Genomic DNA, 19,709 nt, shown 5'->3' with positions numbered 1-19,709 from the left:
GCCCTTGCTGGCTGGCACTGACACAACTAAACCCGCCGGCAAGCCCGCCCCCACAGGGGTTGTTGGTGTATCAACTGTTTTGTGGTGTCAGTACCTGCCCTTGCTGGCTGGCACTGACATAACTAAACCCGCCGGCAAGCCCGCCCCCACAGGGGTTGTTGGTGTATCAACTGTTTTGTGGTGTCAGTACCTGCCCTTGCTGGCTGGCACTGACACAACTAAACCCGTCGGCAAGCCAGCCCCCACAGGGATTGCTGGTGTATCAACTGTTTTGTGGTGTCAGTACCTGCCCTTGCTGGCTGGCACTGACACAACTAAACCCGCCCTGCCAGCACAAGTCCCTGTGGGAGCGGGCTTGCCCGCGAAGGGGCCTGCACTGACACACTGCTGCTTCACCACCCTCTGTAGGCGCTGAGGGAGCCTGCGATGGGCCGGATCTCAAGGCTTGCGCTTACGCGGCCCACCATTGAAGCTCGGCACCTTGCGCACCGCCTTGACGGTCGGCGCCGAAGTCCCCGACTCGGTACTGTCCATCCACTTGCCCAAACCGCGTTTGGCGCTGTTTTCCTTGGGCTTCTTGGGCTTTTTCGGCTTCTTGATCACCTGCCCACTGGCATCGGTCATCGGCACCCGGTGATCAGGGATGAAGTCTGGCTCTTCATGGCGCGGCAGGGTCTGGCGAATCAGGGTCTCGATCGCCGAGAGCATCTGCACTTCATCGGCACACACCAGCGAAATCGCTTCGCCCTTGTTGCCCGCCCGGCCGGTACGGCCGATGCGGTGCACATAATCTTCGGCGACGATCGGCAGGTCGAGGTTGACCACCAGCGGCAGATCGTCGATATCCAGCCCGCGCGCAGCGACATCGGTGGCCACCAGCACCTGAATCTCGCGTGCCTTGAAGCTGTCCAGCGCGCGTTGGCGAGTCGCTTGCGGCCGATCACCATGGATGCCATCGGCATTCACCCCCTCGCCCAGCAGACGCTCGACCAACTGATCGACCCCGTTACGGGTCTTGGCGAACACCAGCACCTGGCTCCAGCGCTGCTTGCGCAGCAAGTAGCAGAACAGGTCGGCCTTGCGCTTCTTGTCGACCGGCACCAGCCACTGCTTGACCGTGCTGGCGGTGGCGTTGCGGGGGCTGACTTCGATGCTCAGCGGATCATTCAGGGCCAGGCCCGCGAGCATGCGGATCTGATCGGAGAAGGTGGCGGAGAACAACAGGGTCTGGCGCTTGCGCGGCAGCGCGGCGTACACCGACTGCAACTCCTCGGCAAAGCCCAGGTCGAGCATGCGGTCGGCTTCGTCGAGCACCAGGGTCTGCACCTGGCCGAACTTCACCGCGTTCTGGCGGAACAAGTCGAGCAAGCGACCGGGGGTCGCCACCAGCAAATCGACACCCCGGCGCAGGCGCATCATCTGCGGGTTGATGCTTACCCCGCCGTAGACGGCATAGGTGGAAACCGGCAGGTTCTCGGCGTATTCCTGGATATTGGCATGCACCTGCTCGGCCAGCTCGCGGGTCGGCACCAGCACCAGCGCGCGGATCGAGTTGCTGGCGACCTTCTCACCTTCCAACGCCAGGCGCTGCAAGACTGGCAAGGCAAAGCCTGCAGTCTTGCCGGTGCCGGTCTGGGCCGCGGCCATCAGGTCGCGGCCGGCCAGTACGGCGGGGATGGCCTGGGCCTGGACCGGGGTTGGGGTGGTGTAGTCCAGCTGCTGCAGGGTGCGCAGCAAAGGTTCGATCAGGCCGAGTTTGGCGAAATTCATGGCAATACCGTCAGGGGGTTCAGCGAAGGCGGCAGTTTACCTGCGCCAGTACCCTCGTGTCGCGATAGGGCCGCACCCGCCGCCCCACAGACGCGCGCCTATTTGCACATTTCGCCCTTCAGCGGCGCTGGCTGCTCGGGCGCCTTGCGCCACTGCGGCAGGCCGATCAGCACCACCGCGCCGATGATCACCGCCATCGCCACGCATTCTTCGGCGCCAATGGTTTCACCGGCGAAGGCGATCCCGAGCAGCACAGCCACGGCCGGGTTGACGTAGGCATAGCTGGTGGCCGCCGCCGGGCGTACGTTCTTGAGCAAGTACATATAGGCGCTAAAGGCCAGGATCGAGCCGAACAACACCAGGTACGCCAATGCGCCCCAGCCAGCGGCGGTTGGCATCTGGGTCAAGCGTTCGCCACTGACCGCACTGCCAATCAGCAGCGCCGCGCCCCCAACCAACATCTCGGCTGCACTGGCCATCGGCCCTTGGGGCAGCGGCAGGTTCTTGCTCCATACCGAGCCAAACGCCCAGGCAGCGGCGGCAAACAGGATCAGCGCCGCGCCCATCGGGCTGGCTTGCAGGTTGGAGCCCAGGTTGAGCATGGCGATGCCGGCCAATCCGAGGCAGATGCCCGCCCATTCCAGGCGCGAGTTGCGATGGCCAAACAACAGACCGAACACCAGGGTAAACAGCGGCACCGTGGCCACCGCCAACGCTGCCACCCCGGAGGCGACGCCCGCATGCTCGGCCAGGGTCACCCCGCCGTTGCCACAGCTGAGCAGCAAAAAGCCAATCGGCCCGGCCGCGCGCCATTGCGGCCAGGTTGGGGCCGGCACCCCGCGCCAGCGCAAAAAGCCATACAACAGGCTGCCGGCGATCACGAAGCGAATCCCCGCCATCATCATCGGCGGCCAGGATTCGACGCCAATGCGGATGAACAGGTAGGTCGAGCCCCAGACCAGATACAGGGCAAGAAAGGCACCGATGAGCAACCAGGGAACACGACGGGAGGCAGACATGGGGAAAACACTCGAAATCCGTTTACGGGTGACTTAGTTTAGAAAGGGCCTTGCGCAAACTTAAGTTACAAAACACGTTTAAATCACCCACACACTTTGCAATGAATGGTTATTTGCCGTCTTTGCCGTTGATTGCCTGAAACGAGCGAAACCCGTCATGGACAAGTACGACCGCATGCTCCTCGCCGCCCTGTTGGAAAACGGCCGGGCCACTTACGCGCAGCTGGCGCGACAGGTGAACCTTTCACCACCTGCGGTGGCCGAGCGGGTGGCCAAGCTTGAGGCCTGCGGGGTGATCACCGGCTATACGGCCAAGGTGGACCTGGAAAAGATCGGCCTGCCGATCCAGTGCGTGATCGAGCTGCGCCTGGCCAGCCATGGCAACCAGCAGGCTTACGATGAGCTGGCGCGAATTCCCGAGCTCACTGAGTGTCATCGGGTCACGGGCGATCCGTGCGTGATCATGCAGGCGGCAGTGGGGTCGATGAGTGAGTTGGAGGCGCTGATCAATCGAGTGTCGCAGCTGGGCTTCAGCAAGACCTCGATCGTTCTTTCAAGTGCGGTGGAGCGGCGAGTGCCATTGCAGCAACTCGCTGGCAATGGCAAAAAGAGCTGAGTTTTGTGGTGTCTAGCCTGACGCTATCGCGGGGCAAGCCCGCTCCCACGCCAAGTTGGCTCTGCGTGGGAGCGGGCTTGCCCCGCGATAGCGTGCTCAGTCAATGACGCAGCAGCAGCGAGCCTTCGATCGGCACATACTCAGTGGCCGCGCGAATCAGCGACAACGCCGTCAGCCCGGGCACGCCATACACCACGGCCTCGACCCCATACCGCTGGATCGCTCGCTCCAGCAGCAAGTCGAAGTCGCCATCACCCGAGGCCAGCACCACCTGATCGACCCGGCTCGCCGCCTCGATCACATCCAGGGTAATACCCACATCCCAGTCGCCCTTGGCCGAGCCATCGCTGCGCTGGATGTAGGGTTTCAAGCGCACCTCGAAGCCCAGGTTGCGCAAGATCTGCTGGAATTGCTGCTGCTTGCTGTCGCCGCGGTCGATGGCATAGGCCACCGCCTCGACGATCTGCCCCTGGCGGCTGACCTCGGCCCACAGTGCGGTGTAGTTGAAATGGCAGCCATGGGCCTGGCGGACGGTGTAGTAGAGGTTCTGCACATCGGCGAACAGCGCGATCTTTTTCACCACACAACCCTTGGGTAATCCTGCGAGAAAGGGGTTGGCGTGCAACCCCGCATGCTCAGCAGTATGCCAGAGGCCTCAGACGAAGGTGTCGTCGTCAGCGAAGAAGCCGCCGTCGTCGTTGCCGTAGTCGCTGTCCATGAAGCCCTGATCGCCAGCATAGCCGCCGTTGTCGGCCACCTGCTGCTGGCCGGCCTGGTCATTCCAGCCGCCCGAATCGCTGGCCGGGGCTGGCTCTTCCTTGATCACTTCGACTACTTCCTCAGGTTGCGAATGATGGTTGAACAGGCTGCTGATGCCCTGTGCCAGCAAGACCCCACCCGCGACCCCGGCAGCGGTCTGCATGGCGCCGCCCAGAAAACTGCTGGCACCACTGCGTGCGGGCGCGGCGTTGAAGGCCGACGCCTGCTGTGGCTGCGCTTGTGCGTAACCCGGTGCCGACGGCTCGCGCCAGCCACCAGCGCTGGCACCTGGTGCGACAGTGCGTTGCGGTTGCGGAGCAGGTGCGCGGCTACCGGCACCGAAGATGCTCGACAGGAAGCCGCCGCCATTGCTACCACCCCGGCTGGCCTCGAGCTGAGCGCGGGCCTGCTTGAGTTCGTTTTCCAGCTGCTTGTTCTGCTCATCGAGGCGCTTGATCGCTGCCTCTTGGACGAGAATCGCCTGGGCCATGTAGTAAGGCGCCGCCGGCTGCTGGCGCACATGTTCCTCGATGCACGCCTGGGCCTGGGCATCGCGCGGCTGGCTGGGGTCTTCGGCTTGCTTGATGCGGCCAAACAGGCCGTCGATCAGGGTTTGTTCTTCAGTGTTCATGGGCTACCTCGTGCGGGCAAGCGGGACATCGGACAGCATCAAAGATGGGGGGCGCAGGCGCGGGATTCAATCAGCGGACGCGTGAAACTTTTTTCAGCCAGGCCTTGAGTGGGCTAAAGTTACGCCCCTGCTTTTACAGCCAAGCGATGTTGACTGATGAATCCGCTGAGCGTTCTGCGCGACTCCCTGTACTTTTTCCGCCGTCACCTGGCGAGCATCATCCAGCTCTGCCTGCCGTTGATCGTGCTCGAGGCCCTGCTCACCCAGCTGCTGTACCGCCAGCTCGGCGAACAGGCGTCGCCGGCCTACGGCATGCTGGTCAGCCTGCTGCTGTATCCGCTGTACAGCGCAGCGCTGATCCTCTACCTCGACACCCGCACCCAGGGCCAGGACATCCTCAAGCGCAACCTGTTCGCCCGTGCCCTGCAGTTGTGGCCGCAGCTGGCCTTGTTGATCATGATCAGTACCCTGCTGATCATGGCGGGCCTGGCGCTGTTCGTGTTTCCCGGCATCTGGATCATGATCAACCTGGTGTTCGCCGAATACCTGCTGGTGCTGCGCGGCTTGCCCGTGGTGCAGTCGATGCGCGAGAGCGCACGGATGACCACCGGGCACTTCATGCGCATCCTGGTCTGCGTGTTCGCCTCGCTGGCGCCGGTGTGGCTGCTCGACGGTCTGCTGATGATGGCCTTCCCGCAGCCACAACCAGGCGTGCAACTGGCCATGGACAGCCTCAGCGGCCTGTTGCAGCTGTTCAGCAGCGTGGTGCTGTTCCGCATCTTCATGTTGTTGGAAGCCGACGCCGGCGCCTGAGCTGGCCTGGCGACGAACGGCTCGGTTATGCTGGTGCGATCCGCACCGACAAGCCGAGCCGATGACCCGACTACTGCGCAACGTCCTGCTGTTCCTGCTGCTGATGCTGGCCTTGCTCTGGCTGCTCGCTGAGCACCTGAGCTGGCAGCCCTCCCCCCGCGAATCGGTGGCAGTCGCCTGCCAAGGCCCTGGCCAGCCGCTGCAGCCCGGGCAGACCTTGAGCGTGATGAGCTGGAACGTCCAGTACCTGGCCGGCAAGCGCTATGTGTTCTGGTACGACCAAGGCCGCGGCAGCGACACCCGCCCCACCCGTGAAGACCTGGCGTTCAACCTCGATGAAGTGGCGCGCGTGATCCGCGCCGAACAGCCCGATATCGTCCTGTTGCAGGAGTTGGACAAGGACGCCAAGGCCAGCGACTACCAGGATCAATTGGCCCTGCTGCGCGAGCGTCTGGCCGACCTGTACCCCTGCGCGGTGCAGACCGATGAATGGAAAGCCGGTTTCGTCCCCGACCGGCACATCGCCGGCAGCGTCGGCCGTACCCTGGCAACCCTCAGCCGGTACCCGATCGCCAAGGCCGAGCGCCTGCAATTGCCCAATACCGCCAGTAACGCCCTGGCCCGCCTGCTGGAGCCGCAACCGGCCCTGCTAGTCAGCTATCTGCCGCTGGCCGATGGCGGCCGTCTGGCGGTGCTCAATACGCGGTTGTCGCCCTACCGGCCAGGCAGCGACCTGCAACGACGGCAAGTGGCGCACGTCAGCAAAGTGCTCGATCGCCTGGAAACACAGGGCACTCCTTGGCTGATTGGCGGCGCCTTCAACCTGTTGCCGCTGGGCCAGTACCGTCGCCTGCCACCGGCCCAGCGCGGTAACTACCCGGCCGACAGCGACTTGCACCTGCTGTGGGACAAGTACCCGATGATCCCCAGTAATGCCGAAGCCAGCGGCGCCGAGCGCGACGCCTGGCTCACCCACTTCCCCAATGACCCGGCCGTGAGCGGCCCTGACCGCACGCTCGACTACCTGCTGCACAGTCCGCGCTTGCAGCGAATGGAGGCGCGCGTGCTGCACGAAGACACCTTGCAGATCTCCGATCATCTGCCGGTCACCGCCCAGTTGGTCTTGCCCAAAGCGCGCTAAGTCAATCAGCGCTGCCCAGGAAAAGCAGCTCGCCGGAGAAATCGTTCAGCCTGCCGCCCTGCACGTCCCTCGCCTACCGTGCCGACATTCATCCACAGGGACGCAGGCTATGAACGAACCGCAACCTATCAACCACTGGGCCGATGGTCAGTCTTTTATCGGCGGCATCTATTTGCTAGAGGACGGCAAACGCTACCCAGTCCACCCCTTCAAGACCCATCACGACCTGAGCTTTGGCGTCGATATCCATGTCGACGATGGCTGGCTCAAGGTCGGCGGCAGCGCAGGCCCTTCGCTGTTTCTCTTTCGATTCCACTCAAGAGGCGAGAATCGCCTGCATTTCAGAGTGGCCCTGGCATCCAATAGCCGCCGCAAGCTGGGTATCAGCGACAACGGCTACCTGGGGCTGTACGACCGGACAGACGAGTTGGATTACTGGAAGCTGCAGCCGTTGGAATGGTCCAAGGGTGAGCTGCGCTGCCTGATCCGTGATCATCAGGGTCACCAGGTGAAAATCGAGTCAGTCTCCGGGCTAACCACTGCTCACCTGACCATCGGCGAAGGCGTACCGCATGAGTTCATGATCGTGCGCTCACACTGATTACAACAAAGGCCCCCGCGACTGCCCCTCATCGGCCGCGGGGCTTGGCGCGTGCCGTCGCTTCCGCGACCAAGGGATCATCCGGCCAGTAATGTTTGGGGTAGCGACCCTTGAGGTCTTTCTTCACTTCGGCGTAGGTGGTGCGCCAAAAGTTGGCCAGATCCTGCGTCACCTGCACCGGCCGCCGCGCTGGCGACAGCAGGTGCAACTTGACCTGTTGGCGGCCTTGGGCGATGCGCGGCGTGTCGGCCAGGCCGAACAGCTCTTGCAGGCGCACGGCCAGAATCGGTGGGGTTTCGCTGTAGTCCAGGCGGATGTTGGAGCCCGATGGCACATTGAGGTGCTCTGGCGCCCATTCGTCCAAGCGCTGCGGCAGCGGCCAGGGCAGCAGGTTGCGCAGGATCGAGGACAGGTCCAGCTGGGCGAAGTGGCTCAGTCGCGAGACCTTGCCCAAATAAGGCTGCAACCAGTCCTCCAGACTCGCGAGCAGCGCCTCGTCAGACAGATCCGGCCATTCACTCTCCGCGCTCTTCTGCAAATCCAACTGGCGCAGCAAGGCAACGCGGGCCTGCCACTGGCGGAGCGCTGGCGTCCATGGCAACAGCGCCAAGGTCTTGCGCCGAACCAAGCCGAGCAAGGCCCGCGCCCGAGCCTCGTCGCTCAGGCCAGGCAAGGCTTCACGGCTGAGCACCAGCTCGCCGACCTTGCGCTGACGCTCGGCGCGCAACACCTGTTCGCGCTCATCCCAGTCGAGCAGATTGAGGGTTTCGACCTGCTCGGCGAGCACCTCTTCGAACAAGCCAGGATCGAACTCGGCCGCCAGGTAGATCCGCTCTTCGCGCTGGCCCTGGCGGCTGCCCAGATCGGCAATCACCAACCATGGGCACTTCATCAACCCATCGACTTCGGCAAACAGCGCGGCGCGGCCGTTGGCCAGGCGATACTCGGCGCCGCCTTCGCGCCGTTGTTGGGCGACCCGGTCCGGATATGCCAGCGCCAGCAAGGCGCCCAGCCAGCGCGGATGCTCGGGGTCAGCCACAGCGGCGACCGGTTTGCCACGCAGCAGGCCACGGTATTGGCGGGCTAGCTGACGAGCGCGTTGTACCCCACCCTGGCCGCCTCGTGACAGCCTGCTTTCGCCACTGAGCAGCGCTAGTCGAGTCTGCAGGTCGGCGCCGCCGCCGCGCTGGATATCGCGCTCGCCGAGCAATGCGGCAACATTGCAGGCCATATCAGCCAGACCAAGGTGTTGGCCGCGCAACAACAGATGGGCGATGCGCGGATGGGCCGGCAACTCAGCCATCGCCTGGCCATGCTCGCTCAGGCTGTCGCGGCTGCCGGGCTTGAACGCACCAAGGCGCGCCAGCAGGTCTTGCGATTGGGCGTAGGCGGCGCTCGGTGGTTGATCGAGCCAGCGCAGTTGCTCGGGCGTCACACCCCAGCGCGCCAGTTGCAGGGCCAGGCCTGCCAGGTCTGCCTGGAGGATCTCGGCGCTGCCGTGCGCGGCCAACTGCTCATGCTGGGCCTCGGACCACGAGCGGTAGCACACGCCAGGCTCAAGCCGCCCAGCCCGTCCGGCGCGCTGGGTGGCGCTGGCGCGGGAGATGCGCTGGGTGTCCAAGCGGGTCATGCCGCTGCCCGGATCAAAGCGCGGCACCCGCGCCAGGCCTGCGTCGATCACCACCCGCACGCCGTCGATGGTCAGGCTGGTCTCGGCGATATTGGTCGCCAGCACCACTTTGCGCAGGCCGGCAGGCGCAGGCTCGATGGCAGCCCGTTGTGCATTGAGGTCAAGTTCGCCATGCAGCGGGCACAGCAGGATGTCTGGCCGCTCGCCTAGCGCGTCCTGAAGAGATTGATGCACGCGGCGGATCTCGGCCTGCCCGGGCAAGAACACCAACAGGCTGCCGGATTGCTCGGCCAACCCCTGCAGTACGCAGTCGACCACCCGTGGTTCGACGAACTCACCGGGCTGAAACGGCCGCCCCCATTGAATATCCACCGGGTGCATGCGTCCTTCGCTGCTGACCACCGGAGCCTGATCAAGCAGCCGTGACAGGCGCTCGCCTTCCAGGGTCGCCGACATCAGCAAGATCTTCAGCGGCGGATCGTCACGCAACAGCTCGCGGCCATTGAGGCTCAGCGCCAGCGCCAGGTCAGCATCCAGCGAACGCTCATGGAACTCATCGAAGATCAGCAGGCCAACGCCTTCCAAGGCCGGATCCGCTTGCAGGCGGCGGGTAAGGATGCCTTCGGTGACCACTTCGATCCGCGTAGTGGGGCCGACCTTGCTGTCCAGCCGAATCCGGTAGCCAACCGTTTCGCCGACTTTCTCCCCCAACTCGCTGGCCAGCCGCTCGGCTGCCGCCCGTGCCGCCAGCCGGCGCGGCTCGAGCATGACGATACGCTGCCCCGCCAGCCACGGCTCATCGAGCAGCGCCAGCGGCACGCGGGTAGTCTTGCCAGCGCCGGGCGGCGCCTCCAGCACGGCTTCGTGGCGGCTACTGAGCGCTTGGCGCAGCGCGGGCAATACGGCATCGATTGGTAATGAAATCATGGTGGTCCTCGAACGAGCCGCCGAGTATAACGGCGAACCGGCCAGGACCTATCATGGTCATAATGGTCGATAGCGGCCGTTCGCCGCGATCGTTGCGACTTTCCATCGGAGATTTACATGCGCATTCCATCCCGTGTCATCGGTGGCGTTCTGGTCGCCACCCTGCTGACCCAGCTGACGGCCTGCGGCACGCTGTTCTACCCAGACCGCCGCGGCCAGATCGAAGGCAAGATCGACCCGGTGGTCGCCGCCCTCGACGCCATCGGCATCCTGTTCTACGTGATCCCTGGGCTGATCGCCTTTGGCATCGACTTCGCGACCGGCGCCATCTACTACCCAGGCGGCACTACCGCGCAGGTCGATCCGGCCAAGCTCAAGCCGGCGATCGATGCCGATGGCAAGGTCGACAACGCCAAGCTGCAGGCTATCCTCGAAAGCGAACTGGGCCAGCGCCTGCCGCTGAACGACCCGCGGCTGATCCAGCATCGCGGCAGCGTCGAGCAACTGGCTGCCTACGGCCTGATACCGGCCGCCTGATTCGCACAAGGACTTTGCCGCCCGCATGACCCCAACCGCAGAACAGCAACGCCTGCTGCGCCTGGCCACCCGCGCCTCGCTGGCAGTGGCCAGTATCCTGGTGTTGAGCAAGGCCGTGGGCTGGTGGCTGAGTGGCTCGGTCAGCCTGCTGGCGGGGCTGACCGACTCGGCGCTCGATGCGGTGGCGTCATTGCTCAACCTGCTGGCGGTGCACTACGCGCTGCGCCCGGCTGATGATGATCATCGCTTTGGCCACGGCAAGGCCGAGGCGCTCGCGGGCATGGCCCAGGCGCTGTTCATTGGCGTCAGTGCGGTGCTGATCGGCGTGCAGGCGGTGGAGCGCCTGCGCACACCGCAGCCGCTGGGGGATACTGCTGCGGGTATTGCGGTGATGGTGTTGTCGCTGGTCCTGACCCTGGCGCTTTTGGCGTTTCAGCGCAAGGTCATCCGTGCCACCGGCTCCACTGCGGTGCGCGCCGACTCACTGCACTACCGCTCCGATCTGCTGCTCAACGGCAGCATTCTCTTGGCGCTGCTGCTGGCAGGCTTTGGCTGGCCACAGTTGGATGCGCTGTTTGGACTGGGGATCGCGTTGTACATTCTCTGGAGCGCGATTCAGATCGCTCGGGAAAGTACTGCGATTCTGATGGACAAGGAGCTGCCGGCAGACGTGGGGGAGCGGATGCTGGAGTTGGTCTGCGCGATTCCCGGCGTGCGCGGTGCGCATGATTTGCGCACGCGGGTATCTGGCAGTTACTGGTTCGTGCAGCTGCACCTGGAGTTGCCTGGCGAGTTGGCGCTGCATGATGCCCATGAGCTGTGTGTGCAGGCATCAGCGGTGATCCGCGAGCGTTATCCACAGGCCGATGTGATGGTGCATGCTGATCCTGTGTGATTCGCTATCGCGGGGCAAGCCCGCTCCCACACCATCGATTTCGCATGAATGAGCCGCGCCCCAGATGTTGGACCCATCCATTATCTGGGGCGCAGTTCAGAACAGCGTGGGAGCGGGCTTGCCGCGATAGCGCACTCAGTTGATGCTGTAGCCGCGCCCACTCAAGCAGGCCCCCAGCGCCCGCCGATAGGTATCGGCGACATTGGCCGCCGGTGCATAGCTGGCTTGCGCCGGATCGAACCCGGATTGCTCCACCGCCCAGCGATGGCACTGGTAGCGATCCTGGTCCTGCTGCTGTGGCGTCTGCCCATAGCTGGGATAAGCGATCACATCGTAGCCATTGCCCGCCGGCGGCGCTTGCACCGGCCCACTGGCAGGCGGGTTGACCACCACATACTCGCGGCTGTCAGCCTGGTACCGGTAGTAGGTGTCGGCCACCAGGAAGAACAACGCGCCACTGAGCCAGACCTCCTGGGCATACGACGGCAGGTAGGTGACCCGCACGCCATAGGGCGGACGCACCACCACATAGCCAGCGCCATGCGGCCGGTACCAGTAGCCGCCTGAGTAGAAGTAATCCTGCCCGCGGTACGGCACCTTCCAGTAGCGATCCGGGAAGCGCTCGATCGCATGCCCAGGCCGATACTGCGGCCCCGGCCCCCAGCCATTGCCATGCCCATCAGGCCGCCCCGGCCAGTTATCGCCTGGGCGCTGCCCCGGCCCACCGGCCTGCCAGTAGCGGTCATCGCCATTGCGCCGCGGGATGTCCTGGTAATAACCCTGGCGCGCAGGCTGGGTCTGGCGCGCTTCGTCTCGCGAGTTCAGCGGCGAGCTGCCAGCGCCGCCGGAGTTCGGATCCTGCGGTCCGTGCCCGCCATGCCCATCGCCCGGCCCCTGGGCCAGCACCCCCAGGCTGACGCCCATCCCCAGCAAACCAACACCTGCCAACTGCCAGATGCGCGACCTCATGTTGTCCCTCTCGAATACGGCAATGAACCTGCTGGCAGTCTACCGCGACCTCCTGGCAGGCAGATGAAAATCCAGACATGAAAAAAGGGAGGCCAATGGCCTCCCTTTGCGAATTGTCGTCCGTGCTCGGCGCTTGTGGCGCCGGCTCACCTCACTCGGTCTGGTAAACCGTGTGTAGCCCGGGGGCCGGCGGATCCTGTTGGATGGCGGGCCGCGAGCAGCCTCCTGGGCCGGTCGCCGTGGACTGATGTCCGGGCAGTGATTCTGGTGATAAAGATACCGGCAAGGCACCAGCAGAGGATTGCGAAGATTGCTCAGATAAATAGCACTTGCGCAATTTTTAACCCTGGATTGATAATTCGCCGCAATCCACATAGAAAAGGCCCCTTCCATGAGCAAACTCGACCGCTACGACCTGAGCATCCTTGCCGAATTGCAGCGCGATGCGCGCATCTCCAACCAGGAACTGGCCGAACGCATCGGCCTGTCGCCCTCGCCGTGCTCGCGTCGAGTCAAGCAGCTCGAAGACGACGGCTACATCTCGCGCCAGGTGGCGCTGCTGGACCGCAAGAAGCTTGGCTTGAGCCTGACCGCCTACGTGCTGATCGGCATGGACCGACACACCCCCGAGCGTTTCGAAACCTTCGAGACTGCCGTGCGCAGCCTGCCGCAGGTGCTCGAGTGCAGCCTGGTTACCGGGATGGACGCCGACTACCAGCTCAAAGTGGTGGTACCGGACATGGACCACTACCAGAAATTACTACTCGGCAGCCTGACCCGTATTGAAGGCGTCACCAGCGTGCGCTCGAGCTTCGTGCTCAATCAGGTGCTGGCCAGCACTGAGCTGCCATTGACCCACTTGCGTTAACAGCCCTTGAAGCCGGGCGTATAATCCGCCGCTTCAGCCTGTCCGGAGAGCACCGATGGATCCTGCAAAATTCGAAGAGTGGATGATGATCATCCTGGTCACCCTCCTGATCGGCTTCATGGGCTTCATCGTCTGGGACCTGGCGAAGAAGTCCAAGGCAGGGCGCTTCGGTACGCTGATCCTGTTCTTCGTGCTGGGGCTCGGAGTGCTGGCGTTTATCATCAAGACCATCGTGGTGGGGATGATCGAAGGCGTCTGAGGGGCAGACTGCCCCCCCGTGATAGCGCCAGCACTACCCAAGACCTACAGCTTCGCCGCAACCTCACGCCAGCAGCCCTGGTCCAACCCGTCCAGAGTCCACTCGCCAATTCGCACTCGCACCAGGCGCAAGGTCGGCAAGCCAACCGCCGCCGTCATGCGCCTGACTTGCCGGTTACGCCCCTCACGAATCACCAGCTCCAACCAGCTGGTTGGCACGCTCTTGCGAAACCGCACCGGCGGATTACGCGGCCACAGCTGCGGCTCAGGCAACTGCCGAGCCTCGGCAGGCAGGGTCACGCCGTCATTGAGTTCAACACCCTCGCGCAGCTGCTTGAGCTGCTGCTCAGTCGGCTCGCCCTCCACTTGCACCCAGTAGGTCTTGGCCAGCTTGTGCTTGGGGTCGGCAATGCGCGCCTGCAAGCGGCCGTCATTGGTCAGCAGCAATAGCCCTTCACTGTCGCGATCCAGCCGGCCGGCCGGATAGATGCCGGGGATATCGATGAAATCCTTGAGCGTCGCGCGCCCTTCGCCGTCGCTGAACTGGGTCAGCACGTCAAATGGCTTGTTGAACAGGATCAGGCGCGGCTCGGCCGGCGGCGCCTTGGCTTGGCGACGCGGGCCGGCAGCAGGCCGCGCCTGGGGGCGGCGCGGCTTGGAACGGGGTGGCAGGGGCATGGATCCTCAGCGGAACGGCGGCTCATCGAAGCTGCGCAGTTTACGCGAGTGCAGCGAATTGAGCTCGGTGCGCAGCAGATCCAGCGCGGCAATGCCGATCTTCAGGTGCTGGCTGACCGCCCGGTTGTAGAAGGCGTTGGCCGAGCCTGGCAACTTGATTTCACTGTGCAGCGGCTTATCGGACACACACAGCAAGGTGCCGTACGGCACGCGCAGGCGATAACCCTGGGCGGCAATGGTGCCACTTTCCATGTCCACCGCCACCGCCCGCGACAGGTTGATCAGCGGCCGCTCCTGGGCCCAGCGCAGCTCCCAGTTGCGGTCGTCGTAGGTCAACACGGTGCCGGTGCGCAGGCGCTTTTTCAGCTCGTCGCCACGCTCGCCAGTGACTTGCGCAGCAGCTTCCTGCAGCGCAAGTTGCACTTCGGCCAGGGCCGGAATGGGGATGTTCGGCGGCACTACCCGGTCGAGAATGCCGTCGCGACGCATGTAGGCGTGGGCCAACACGTAGTCGCCGATGGTCTGCGACTGGCGCAGGCCGCCACAGTGACCGATCATCAGCCAGCAGTGCGGGCGCAGTACGGCCAGGTGGTCGGTGATGTTCTTGGCGTTGGATGGACCGACGCCGATGTTGACCAAGGTGACGCCATCGCCATCGGCGGCAATCAAGTGGTAGGCCGGCATCTGGTAGCGGTGCCACACCACGCTGGCGACCAGCGCCTGGGTCTCGCCGTCATCCATGCCCTTTTCGATGATCACGTTGCCGGGCAGGACCATGCGCACGAAGCGTGGATCTTCGCGCAGTTGCTCAAGGCCATGGCCGATGAACTGGTCGACATAGCGATGGTAGTTGGTCAGCAGGATCCACGGCTGCACGTGGCGCCAGTCGCTACCGGTGTAGTGCACCAGGCGACGCAGGGAGAAGTCCACGCGGGCGGCATCGAACAGGGCCAGCGGCAGCGTTTCGGCGTTGCCCCAGTCCCACAGGCCATCGGCGATGTTGTCGGTGGCGGCCGACAGGTCGGTGCTGGGGAACACCCGCGCAAGTTCGGCGGCGGTAATGCCGGTGCCGGCCAGTTCGTCACCCTGCTCGACCACGTACGGGTACGGGATGTTCTGCTCGCTGACACCGACTTCCACCGTCACGGTGTAGTCGTGCATCAGCGGGCGCAGTTGCTCGAGCAGATAACCGCGAAACGCTGCTGGCTGGGTGATAGTGACGCTGTAGGTACCGGCTACCTGGACCTTGGCATAGGCGCGGGTGGTCGCGGCGACTTCGCCATGGCTATAGTAGGTCAGGCGCAGCGCGGGATAGCGGTAGAGATTGCGCTCTTCGGCATCCGGTTCGGTGCGATCTTTCAGGTAACGTTTGAGGGCCTGGCTGAGGGCCCCGGTGGCCTGTTCATGCAAAGCCGCCAGACGGTCGACGGCCTGTTCGGGGGTATCAACGACTACAAACGCTTGGCTCACGCTGGGCTTCCTGTCTTATGACATGCATAGCTTCCATCTTGCCTGCCTTCGCGGGCAATTACATCCCCGCAAGTCTGTTCGGCCCTCATCGCGGGGCAGGCCCGCTCCCACGCACCCTCTATTGCCTGCGAATTTAGTGGGAACGGGCTTGCCCCGCGATGCAGGCGACTCAGGCCGACCACACTGGCGTGGCCCGCGTCACCAACGCCTGGACATCTACCCCACGCGGCAGCGCGCCATACACCCGCCCTCCGCCACCCAACCGGCTACCGATAAACGCATCACTGACAACGCTATTGCCAGCCTCCAGCAGCAATTTGGCCTGCAACGCGATGGCTATATCCTCGGTCAGCTGGCGCGCCCGGTACTGGATATCGTCGGTATCGGCAAACGCGCCCTTGAGATTGCCGATATGCGCCGCCAAGCGCGGATCACCGTGGCCATCGCCCAGTTCGACGAACAGTGCATCGAGCACCCCAGGCTCCTTGGACAGCGCCCGCAACACATCCAGGCATTGCACGTTGCCAGAGCCTTCCCACGTGGAGTTGACCGGCGCCTCGCGGTACAGGCGCGGCAGGATGCTGTCTTCGACATAGCCTGCGCCGCCCATGCATTCGGCGGCTTCATTGATCATCGCTGGCGCCCGCTTGCAGATCCAGTACTTGCCCACCGCCGTCACCAGCCGGGCGAAGTGCGCTTGCTGTGGATCGTCCAACTGATCCAACGCCTGGCCCATGCGCAGGCTCAGGGCCAACGCCGCTTCGCTCTCCAGGGCCAGATCGGCGAGCACGTTCTGCATCAAGGGCTGCTCGCTCAGCACCCGCCCGCCCACCTTGCGGTAGGCGCAGTGATGCGCCGCTTGGGTCAGCGCCTGGCGCATCAGGGCGCTGGAGCCGACCATGCAGTCGAAGCGAGTCATCGCCACCATCTCGATGATGGTCGGCACGCCGCGGCCTTCTTCGCCGATCATCCAGGCCAAGGCACCGCGGAACTCGACTTCGCTGGAGGCGTTGGAGCAGTTGCCCAGCTTGTTCTTCAAGCGCTGGATATAGAACTGGTTGCGGTTGTCATCCGGCCGGTGGCGTGGCAGCAGGAAGCAGCTCAGGCCCTTGTCGGTCTGGGCCAGGGTGAGGAAGGCGTCGCACATCGGCGCCGAGCAGAACCATTTGTGCCCGACCAGTTCGTAGGCCTGGCCCGGCCCAGGCGCCCCCACCGGATACGCCCGAGTGGTATTGGCCCGGACATCGGTGCCGCCCTGCTTCTCGGTCATGGCCATGCCCAGGGTGACCCCAGCCTTGTGCCGGTCGCCGACATTGCGCGGATCGTATTCACGCGCCAGCACCTTGGGCAGCCAGTACTGGGCCAACTCCGGCTGCAGGCGCAGCGCCGGCACGGCGGCGAAGGTCATGGTCAGCGGGCAACCGGTACCGGCTTCGGCCTGGCTGTGCAGGTAGGTCATCGAAGCGCGGGCCACGTGAGCGCCAGGGCGAGGCTCGGCCCAGGGCAGCGACGGCAGTCCATGCTCGACCGCGGTGCGCATCAGCTCGTGATAGGCGGGGTGAAACTCGACCAGGTCGATACGATGGCCGTAGCGGTCGTGGCTGCTGAATTCGGGTTTGTGCGCGTTGGCCAGAAAGCCTGCGGCCATCAGCGGGCCGCCCGCCAGGGCGCCGTAGGCATCGATCCGTGACTCGGCCCAGCCGGCACCGAAATGCCGCGACCATTGCTGCAAGGGTAGATCGAGGCGGTAGAGGTTGGCGCCATCCAGAGAAGGCGGCTGGTTGGTCACTTCGTGGGTTTCGGCGTACTGGTGCAGGGTCATCGGGGGCTCCTGGATCCGGGTGGGCCTGAGAGTCCCAGTGAAGCACCGCTTGGCCTTCAGTCAAAGTGACAAAAATGCCTATGTAGGAGCTGGCTTGCCCGCTATGGGACGCGCAGCGCCCCCAACAACCTAAAGCCGTGCCGCCCGCCCAGAAGGCAATTGCACCTGCGCCACCGCCAAATTCAGACTCAACTCAAACCGACTGCCCAACCCCCGCGTCGACTCATGCGACAACCTGCCGTCGATCAACTCGCCCAATTGCCGGCAGATCGACAGGCCAATCCCCAACCCGCCATAACGCCGGGTCATCGAGCCATCCACCTGGAAGAAGCGCTGATAAAGAATCGCCTGGTCCAGATCATCGAAGCCGATCCCGCTGTCACTGACGATGAACGACACCGCCAGGCTATCAGGCCCTACCCGGCGTCCGCGGACCTGGATCATCACCCCACCTTGATGGGTGAACTTCAAGCCGTTATCCACCAGGCAAGCCAGGCAGCGCATCAGTTTCTGCGCATCGCCAAGCAACTCATCAGGTAGGTCAGCCGGAATATCCAAGCTCAGGTACAGGCCCTTGCCCAAGGCTTGCCCGGCAAATCCGGCACGCAAGTCCTGGAGCTGACGACGCAGGCTGAAGGGTACGTTCTGCGCACGCAAGCGCCCCGCTTGCAGCTCAGTGAGGATGAGGATGTCGTCGACCATGGCCATCATGTCCTGCGCCGAACCTGCGGCGGTGCGATGGTACTGGGCATGCTCGGCGTTCATCGGCAGGGTATGCATCAGTTCCAGCGAGCCGATTACACCATTCATCGGCGTACGCAACTCGTGGGTGACCGTGGCCAGGAATTCGTCCTTGAGGCGGTTACTCCTGGCCAATTGCTGGTTCAACTGCTCAAGCGTACGGCCAGTTTCGCGCAGGGTCTGTGCTTGCTGCTCACGCAAGCTGTTGATGCGGTCGGCCAGGGCCAGCGACAACAGCGCCACTTCCAGCGCCGAACCCAACTGGCTGGCATACATGGTGATAAATACGTTGGGCAGGTAGCCGAGCACCATCAGCGTGTTGACCAGCCCGCCGAGCAGAAACGCCGTCCAGGCAATGATGAACCAGCGCGCCACGCGCAAACCGCTCCACCAGGCGTACAGCCCAGCGGTGAAGATGCTCACCGTGAACAACAGCGCCAGCACCGTGGCCATGCGCAGCGCCACTCCGTAGCGCAAGGTCACGGCCAGCACCATGACCACTGCGCCACCGACCATCAATACCTGCAGCAGACGATCGAACCCTCGGCTGAGCCTGCCCAGGCGCAGGAAGTGGCGGGCGAACTGACAGCCGAACAACCCAGCGGCGCCAATGAACAGCGGCGTCGACGCATTGGCCCACCACGGGTTGTCAGGCCAGAAATACGCGACCCCGGCACCGTTGACCGACACCTGGTACATGCCGAACGAAGCGATATAGAGGATGTAATACAGATAGCTGACATCGCGCACGCTGATGTAGATGAACAGGTTGTACACCAACATCACCAGCAGCACGCCGTAGATCATGCCCAGCACATACAGCCGGGTTGGCTGGTCCTCCATATAGGCATTGACCGACCACAATGTCAGCGGCGCCTGGATCGAGCCTTGGCTGTGCAGGCGCAGATAAGCCGTGGTCGCCTGCCCCGGCTGCATGGACAGTTCGAACAGGTAGTTATTTTGCAGGATCTGCCGGGTCGCGTAGGGCAAGGCATCGCCAGTGCGCTGCGCCAGGCGATAACCGCCCTGGCCATCAGGCAAATACAGTTCCAGGTGATCGAGGGGCGGATAAGCCAGCTCCAGCAACCACGGGCGGCTACTTTGCGTGCTCGGCGCGTTGTAGCGCAAGTCGATGCGCAGCCAGAACACCGAGGTCGAATAACCGGCGTTGAGCACATCATCCTGGTGCTGGTGAAACCGACTGGCCCAGGCCGGCGAACTGACCTCGGCAATGCTGGCGGTGCCTGCGCGGTCTTCGAAGACCTGCATGACCTTGCCCAAAGGCAGACGCCGGGTAGCGTCGTCGAAATCGACCGCTCCGGCGAGCACGGGCCAGTAGCCCAGAAGCACAATCAGCAAATAGCGCATTACAGCCCCAGCATGGTCTGTCCAATCGCGTCGCGGCGGCCTCCCTTCCCTTTGAGACGACGGTATGCGGCAGAGCCTGTTTATCGAGTTATCCGTGCACTCTAGCATAGCTTCCCGGGGTGGCCATCAGCCACTGGTAAATTTACCAGAATGGCTCTAAATCAATACTTTCAAGCCAGAACAAAAACAAATCCTG

General features: G+C 63.8%; 18 protein-coding genes. 8 read left to right on the top strand and 10 right to left on the bottom strand.

What is annotated here, in order from left to right; all coding sequences use genetic code 11:
- Positions 1–438 precede the first annotated feature (438 nt).
- Together OIU19_RS21325 and yedA are read right to left on the bottom strand one after the other, a co-directional pair.
- Positions 439–1,770, bottom strand: coding sequence for a DEAD/DEAH box helicase (locus OIU19_RS21325; protein WP_186556703.1), 1,332 nt, complete (start codon positions 1,768–1,770; stop codon positions 439–441).
- A gap of 98 nt (positions 1,771–1,868) precedes the next feature.
- On the bottom strand, positions 1,869–2,789 hold the full coding sequence (yedA, locus tag OIU19_RS21320) for a drug/metabolite exporter YedA (protein ID WP_264236668.1): 921 nt from the start codon (positions 2,787–2,789) through the stop codon (positions 1,869–1,871).
- A gap of 157 nt (positions 2,790–2,946) precedes the next feature.
- Here yedA and OIU19_RS21315 point away from each other — a divergent pair, with 157 nt between their 5' ends.
- Complete coding sequence (locus OIU19_RS21315) at positions 2,947–3,405, top strand: Lrp/AsnC family transcriptional regulator (protein ID WP_264236667.1); 459 nt, start codon at positions 2,947–2,949, stop codon at positions 3,403–3,405.
- 100 nt (positions 3,406–3,505) lie between these two features.
- Here OIU19_RS21315 and OIU19_RS21310 read toward each other — a convergent pair whose 3' ends face one another.
- Together OIU19_RS21310 and OIU19_RS21305 are read right to left on the bottom strand one after the other, a co-directional pair.
- Positions 3,506–3,985 carry an NYN domain-containing protein gene (locus OIU19_RS21310; protein WP_264236666.1) on the bottom strand — a complete coding sequence of 160 codons (480 nt, stop codon included), beginning with the start codon at positions 3,983–3,985 and terminating at the stop codon, positions 3,506–3,508.
- A gap of 75 nt (positions 3,986–4,060) precedes the next feature.
- A complete protein-coding gene (locus OIU19_RS21305; protein WP_264236665.1) occupies positions 4,061–4,795 on the bottom strand; it encodes a DUF2076 domain-containing protein in 735 nt (244 codons plus the stop codon).
- A gap of 156 nt (positions 4,796–4,951) precedes the next feature.
- On the opposite strand from OIU19_RS21305, the gene OIU19_RS21300 reads away from it, so the two are divergent.
- The 3 genes from OIU19_RS21300 to OIU19_RS21290 all read left to right on the top strand — a co-directional run bounded on the left by OIU19_RS21300 (position 4,952) and on the right by OIU19_RS21290 (position 7,350).
- Complete coding sequence (locus tag OIU19_RS21300; protein ID WP_264236664.1) at positions 4,952–5,608, top strand: YciC family protein; 657 nt, start codon at positions 4,952–4,954, stop codon at positions 5,606–5,608.
- 61 nt (positions 5,609–5,669) lie between these two features.
- Complete coding sequence (locus OIU19_RS21295; protein ID WP_264236662.1) at positions 5,670–6,749, top strand: endonuclease/exonuclease/phosphatase family protein; 1,080 nt, start codon at positions 5,670–5,672, stop codon at positions 6,747–6,749.
- Between the two features lie 109 nt (positions 6,750–6,858).
- On the top strand, positions 6,859–7,350 hold the full coding sequence (locus tag OIU19_RS21290; protein WP_264236661.1) for a hypothetical protein: 492 nt from the start codon (positions 6,859–6,861) through the stop codon (positions 7,348–7,350).
- A gap of 28 nt (positions 7,351–7,378) precedes the next feature.
- On the opposite strand, the gene hrpB is transcribed toward OIU19_RS21290, so the two are convergent.
- Positions 7,379–9,907 (bottom strand): ATP-dependent helicase HrpB, encoded by a 2,529-nt coding sequence (gene hrpB, locus OIU19_RS21285; protein ID WP_264236660.1) that lies wholly within the window; start codon positions 9,905–9,907, stop codon positions 7,379–7,381.
- 117 nt (positions 9,908–10,024) lie between these two features.
- On the opposite strand from hrpB, the gene OIU19_RS21280 reads away from it, so the two are divergent.
- Complete coding sequence (locus tag OIU19_RS21280) at positions 10,025–10,444, top strand: polyribonucleotide nucleotidyltransferase (RefSeq protein ID WP_264236659.1); 420 nt, start codon at positions 10,025–10,027, stop codon at positions 10,442–10,444.
- A 25-nt stretch (positions 10,445–10,469) separates the two neighbouring features.
- Positions 10,470–11,339 carry a cation diffusion facilitator family transporter gene (locus OIU19_RS21275; protein ID WP_264236658.1) on the top strand — a complete coding sequence of 290 codons (870 nt, stop codon included), beginning with the start codon at positions 10,470–10,472 and terminating at the stop codon, positions 11,337–11,339.
- Between the two features lie 135 nt (positions 11,340–11,474).
- Here the strand turns inward: OIU19_RS21275 and OIU19_RS21270 are convergent, their stop codons facing one another.
- Positions 11,475–12,308, bottom strand: a complete 834-nt coding sequence (locus OIU19_RS21270) for a DUF6515 family protein (protein ID WP_264236657.1) — start codon at positions 12,306–12,308, stop codon at positions 11,475–11,477.
- A 391-nt stretch (positions 12,309–12,699) separates the two neighbouring features.
- Between OIU19_RS21270 and OIU19_RS21265 the strand changes: the two genes are divergently transcribed.
- Together OIU19_RS21265 and OIU19_RS21260 are read left to right on the top strand one after the other, a co-directional pair.
- Positions 12,700–13,176, top strand: coding sequence for an Lrp/AsnC family transcriptional regulator (locus OIU19_RS21265; protein WP_186556691.1), 477 nt, complete (start codon positions 12,700–12,702; stop codon positions 13,174–13,176).
- 55 nt (positions 13,177–13,231) lie between these two features.
- Positions 13,232–13,435, top strand: coding sequence for a DUF2788 domain-containing protein (locus tag OIU19_RS21260; RefSeq protein ID WP_264236656.1), 204 nt, complete (start codon positions 13,232–13,234; stop codon positions 13,433–13,435).
- Positions 13,436–13,479: 44 nt separating this feature from the next.
- On the opposite strand, the gene OIU19_RS21255 is transcribed toward OIU19_RS21260, so the two are convergent.
- The 4 genes from OIU19_RS21255 to OIU19_RS21240 form a co-directional block, all read right to left on the bottom strand.
- Positions 13,480–14,112: a pseudouridine synthase gene (locus tag OIU19_RS21255; RefSeq protein WP_264236655.1), complete on the bottom strand. Its 633-nt coding sequence runs from the start codon at positions 14,110–14,112 to the stop codon at positions 13,480–13,482.
- Between the two features lie 6 nt (positions 14,113–14,118).
- A complete protein-coding gene (gene amn, locus OIU19_RS21250) occupies positions 14,119–15,582 on the bottom strand; it encodes an AMP nucleosidase (RefSeq protein WP_264236654.1) in 1,464 nt (487 codons plus the stop codon).
- 169 nt (positions 15,583–15,751) lie between these two features.
- Positions 15,752–17,404, bottom strand: coding sequence for an acyl-CoA dehydrogenase family protein (locus OIU19_RS21245; protein WP_264236653.1), 1,653 nt, complete (start codon positions 17,402–17,404; stop codon positions 15,752–15,754).
- Between the two features lie 129 nt (positions 17,405–17,533).
- The gene (locus OIU19_RS21240) at positions 17,534–19,513 is read right to left on the bottom strand and encodes a hybrid sensor histidine kinase/response regulator (RefSeq protein ID WP_264236651.1); all 1,980 of its coding nucleotides are present in this window, start codon (positions 19,511–19,513) and stop codon (positions 17,534–17,536) included.
- Positions 19,514–19,709 lie beyond the last annotated feature (196 nt).

The sequence above is a fragment of the Pseudomonas sp. BT-42-2 genome (assembly GCF_025847435.2).
Lineage (GTDB): Bacteria > Pseudomonadota > Gammaproteobacteria > Pseudomonadales > Pseudomonadaceae > Aquipseudomonas > Aquipseudomonas urmiensis.
Note: the sequence above shows the minus strand (reverse complement) of the source record. Positions and strands in the feature narration are given on the sequence as shown.

Excerpts from the sequence above, each read along its gene's own strand:
- OIU19_RS21325 (WP_186556703.1), bottom strand. The coding sequence starts at position 1,770 with ATGAATTTCGCCAAACTCGGCCTGATCGAACCTTTGCTGCGCACCCTG.
- yedA (WP_264236668.1), bottom strand. The coding sequence starts at position 2,789 with ATGTCTGCCTCCCGTCGTGTTCCCTGGTTGCTCATCGGTGCCTTTCTT.
- OIU19_RS21315 (WP_264236667.1), top strand. The coding sequence starts at position 2,947 with ATGGACAAGTACGACCGCATGCTCCTCGCCGCCCTGTTGGAAAACGGC.
- OIU19_RS21305 (WP_264236665.1), bottom strand. The coding sequence starts at position 4,795 with ATGAACACTGAAGAACAAACCCTGATCGACGGCCTGTTTGGCCGCATC.
- OIU19_RS21300 (WP_264236664.1), top strand. The coding sequence starts at position 4,952 with ATGAATCCGCTGAGCGTTCTGCGCGACTCCCTGTACTTTTTCCGCCGT.
- OIU19_RS21295 (WP_264236662.1), top strand. The coding sequence starts at position 5,670 with ATGACCCGACTACTGCGCAACGTCCTGCTGTTCCTGCTGCTGATGCTG.
- OIU19_RS21290 (WP_264236661.1), top strand. The coding sequence starts at position 6,859 with ATGAACGAACCGCAACCTATCAACCACTGGGCCGATGGTCAGTCTTTT.
- hrpB (WP_264236660.1), bottom strand. The coding sequence starts at position 9,907 with ATGATTTCATTACCAATCGATGCCGTATTGCCCGCGCTGCGCCAAGCG.
- OIU19_RS21280 (WP_264236659.1), top strand. The coding sequence starts at position 10,025 with ATGCGCATTCCATCCCGTGTCATCGGTGGCGTTCTGGTCGCCACCCTG.
- OIU19_RS21275 (WP_264236658.1), top strand. The coding sequence starts at position 10,470 with ATGACCCCAACCGCAGAACAGCAACGCCTGCTGCGCCTGGCCACCCGC.
- OIU19_RS21270 (WP_264236657.1), bottom strand. The coding sequence starts at position 12,308 with ATGAGGTCGCGCATCTGGCAGTTGGCAGGTGTTGGTTTGCTGGGGATG.
- OIU19_RS21265 (WP_186556691.1), top strand. The coding sequence starts at position 12,700 with ATGAGCAAACTCGACCGCTACGACCTGAGCATCCTTGCCGAATTGCAG.
- OIU19_RS21260 (WP_264236656.1), top strand. The coding sequence starts at position 13,232 with ATGGATCCTGCAAAATTCGAAGAGTGGATGATGATCATCCTGGTCACC.
- OIU19_RS21255 (WP_264236655.1), bottom strand. The coding sequence starts at position 14,112 with ATGCCCCTGCCACCCCGTTCCAAGCCGCGCCGCCCCCAGGCGCGGCCT.
- OIU19_RS21245 (WP_264236653.1), bottom strand. The coding sequence starts at position 17,404 with ATGACCCTGCACCAGTACGCCGAAACCCACGAAGTGACCAACCAGCCG.
- OIU19_RS21240 (WP_264236651.1), bottom strand. The coding sequence starts at position 19,513 with ATGCGCTATTTGCTGATTGTGCTTCTGGGCTACTGGCCCGTGCTCGCC.